We start from the raw sequence: 2492 nt of genomic DNA on the forward strand, positions 1-2492 counted from the left end.
TAGCTGCCGCGCTCACCCGGTGGACGGCCGAAAACTACCATGGCATCGGGAGCTTGACGGGGAGCGGGGGGTACAGTTACCTGCTGGGGATACCAGAGCAAATCTCCAGCGACAAAGACGGTTTGCCCTTTAAATAAATACCTGAGATTGGCAACCAAGCGAACAATCCAGCGATATTGAACTGTGTTGTCGGCCATAGGTTTACCGTCGGAGTCAGGATAGAAAAGTTGGGGTTCGATGGGTGCTTGAACCATGCTTTATCTCTTGCGATCGCATTTTGGCCTAACTTTATTGTATCACCGCAAATCCTGGGTTTGAAACCCTGTCCTTTTATAATCCGTTGAGTAACGCACAGAAAACGGGTTTCTCGGAGAAACCCGTTTTCTGCTCATGCACTCATGCAAAAAGGGGAATAAATAATCAGTCTTTAATAACAGGATTTAGTATTATATCTAAATTTTTAATAAAGTCGAGGTTGAAAATTATCGGGAATATCCAATTCAAATACTTGGTCATGAATCCGAGCCACATAAAGCCCTTCTTGCAGAATTTTTTCCCGTAATTCCGGGGATACATGAACCGCCGCTAATATGCCATAGAGTTTTTTATCTTTGTGTTCAGGAAAAAAGCGGCGAAACCGTTGCAAAATACTTTTTAATTGTGAAATAGACTCCTCTCTGGCATGACTTTTAACTTCGACGATATAAGCAGTATTTAGCTGACCATTGGTATAGGCAAGAACATCAATTTCTAGGTGTTTTCCATCTTTACTGACTCGCACACTAGGACTAACAACTTCCATACCAAAGCGTTGTCTGAGAATCTTTTCCATTGAAGGGAGGGCAAGTCCTTCGGTAAAGCTGCCGAATTTGGCACCGAGTCCCCCAATTTGCTGACCTAATTCTTTGAGTTGTTTGTCAGTTTTCTTCTGTTGCTGACTAACTTCCTTCAGTTGTTTGTCAGTTTCTTTTTGAGCGGCAGTTAATTCAGCTTGAGCAGTCGCTAATTCGGCTAAGAGTCGCCATACGTCTTCGGATGTAGTTGCCATAGCTAATTTTTTCTCTCTGATTTGGTCTATTGCTATTTTACTGAATTTTGCCGATTCACGAGGAAGATTTTTGACTAATTTACCAATGCGATGGAGTAAATTTTATGTTAATCACTAAACTTCCCTGATGTCAAGATACTCAAAACGATAAAACTGCTAATGGAGACAATCAATGATGCAAAGAATTCACGCCTTAAAACAACTCTATGATATTGATGACTCTCAATGGCTAGGAGAAACCGTTAGCTTGCTTAGAAATCATCAATTTCAACAGCTAGACTTAGAACATTTAATCGAGGAATTAGAGGATTTGGGCAAAGAAAAGAAAAATGCGGTAGCCAGTCTTTTAGAACAGATTATCCGCCATCTATTATTACTGCAATACTGAACAAAAGAGGCAGAATATAAGACAATTCATTAGCAGGAAGAAATTTATAATTTTCGGACTCAATTAAGGCAAAAAATGACGGCTAATCTCCGCAATTCTTGAGAAGAAGAATTAAACTCTATCTACCAAGATGCGTTAGGTTTTGTCAAAATAAAACCAGTGAATACTGTGATTTTCCCTCTCAATGTCCTTACTCACTAGAAGAATTACTAGATCGCTCTTGGTTGCCATAAAAATCAGATCAAGAAAAGGATGTTATGACAGCAATTAAAGAATTAGAACAATTAGAACAAGGAAAGGTAGTTTTTTTCTGGAGAAAATTATTTTCAAATTATTTTGATAAAACTTAACAAAAATCCACCAAAAAACTATTGACTTGGAACCCTAAAAGTAGTACAGTTGGCTTCAATTGTATTTACTCAAATAATGAAAACTGATAAAATATTTTATACCTTATTTCAAGTCTTTCCCGAACTTCTCTTTCAACTGCTAGGAAAATCTCCCAATCTGGCGCAAAATTATCAATTTAAATCAGTCGAAATCAAAGAATTAGCTTTCCGACTCGATGGGGTATTTATTCCCGATGCAGACCCCCCAGATTAGCCGCTTTACTTTGTCGAAGTTCAATTTTAAAAGGATGAGGATTTTTATTGGCGATTCATCACTCAAATCTTCCTCTATCTTAAGCAGTATAAGCCTGAACGTACTTGCTGTCCCGTAATTATCTGGGGAAGGCGACGCTTAGACACCGGGTTTCCCCTCGCTTACCAGAATTTGCTAAACTTAGAGCAGATGCAACGGATATATCTCGATGAAATCGAGGGTGAGTCTCCTCCATCTCTTGGGATAAGTATCCTCCAGTTTATCGTCATCAGCACGAAAAAAGCACCAGAACAGGTTCAATCCTTGATTGACCAAACTCGCCAACAGATTGTTGACCCTAACACTCAAAGAAATGTTATCGAGTTAATCGAGAAGATTATTATCTACAAATTTCCGCAGAAAAGTCGCCAGGAGTTAGAAGCCATGTTTAATCTCACGGAATGGAAACAAACC

General features: G+C 39.2%; 1 protein-coding gene and 3 pseudogenes. 2 read left to right on the top strand and 2 right to left on the bottom strand.

Annotated features, from left to right (window positions below):
• Positions 1–254 (bottom strand): annotated as a pseudogene (locus tag O9332_RS02650) (Uma2 family endonuclease); the annotation flags it as partial.
• Positions 255–460: 206 nt separating this feature from the next.
• On the bottom strand, positions 461–1048 hold the full coding sequence (locus tag O9332_RS02655) for a DUF3782 domain-containing protein (RefSeq protein ID WP_287700802.1): 588 nt from the start codon (positions 1046–1048) through the stop codon (positions 461–463).
• 175 nt (positions 1049–1223) lie between these two features.
• On the opposite strand from O9332_RS02655, the pseudogene O9332_RS02660 reads away from it, so the two are divergent.
• Positions 1224–1669: pseudogene (locus O9332_RS02660) on the top strand (DUF29 domain-containing protein).
• Between the two features lie 193 nt (positions 1670–1862).
• Positions 1863–2492, top strand: a pseudogene (locus O9332_RS02665) (Rpn family recombination-promoting nuclease/putative transposase); the annotation flags it as partial.

Origin of the sequence: Microcystis sp. LE19-10.1B (assembly GCF_027530565.1) — a bacterium.
Taxonomy (GTDB): Bacteria; Cyanobacteriota; Cyanobacteriia; order Cyanobacteriales; family Microcystaceae; genus Microcystis; species Microcystis aeruginosa.

Excerpts from the sequence above, each read along its gene's own strand:
- O9332_RS02655 (WP_287700802.1), bottom strand. The coding sequence starts at position 1,048 with ATGGCAACTACATCCGAAGACGTATGGCGACTCTTAGCCGAATTAGCG.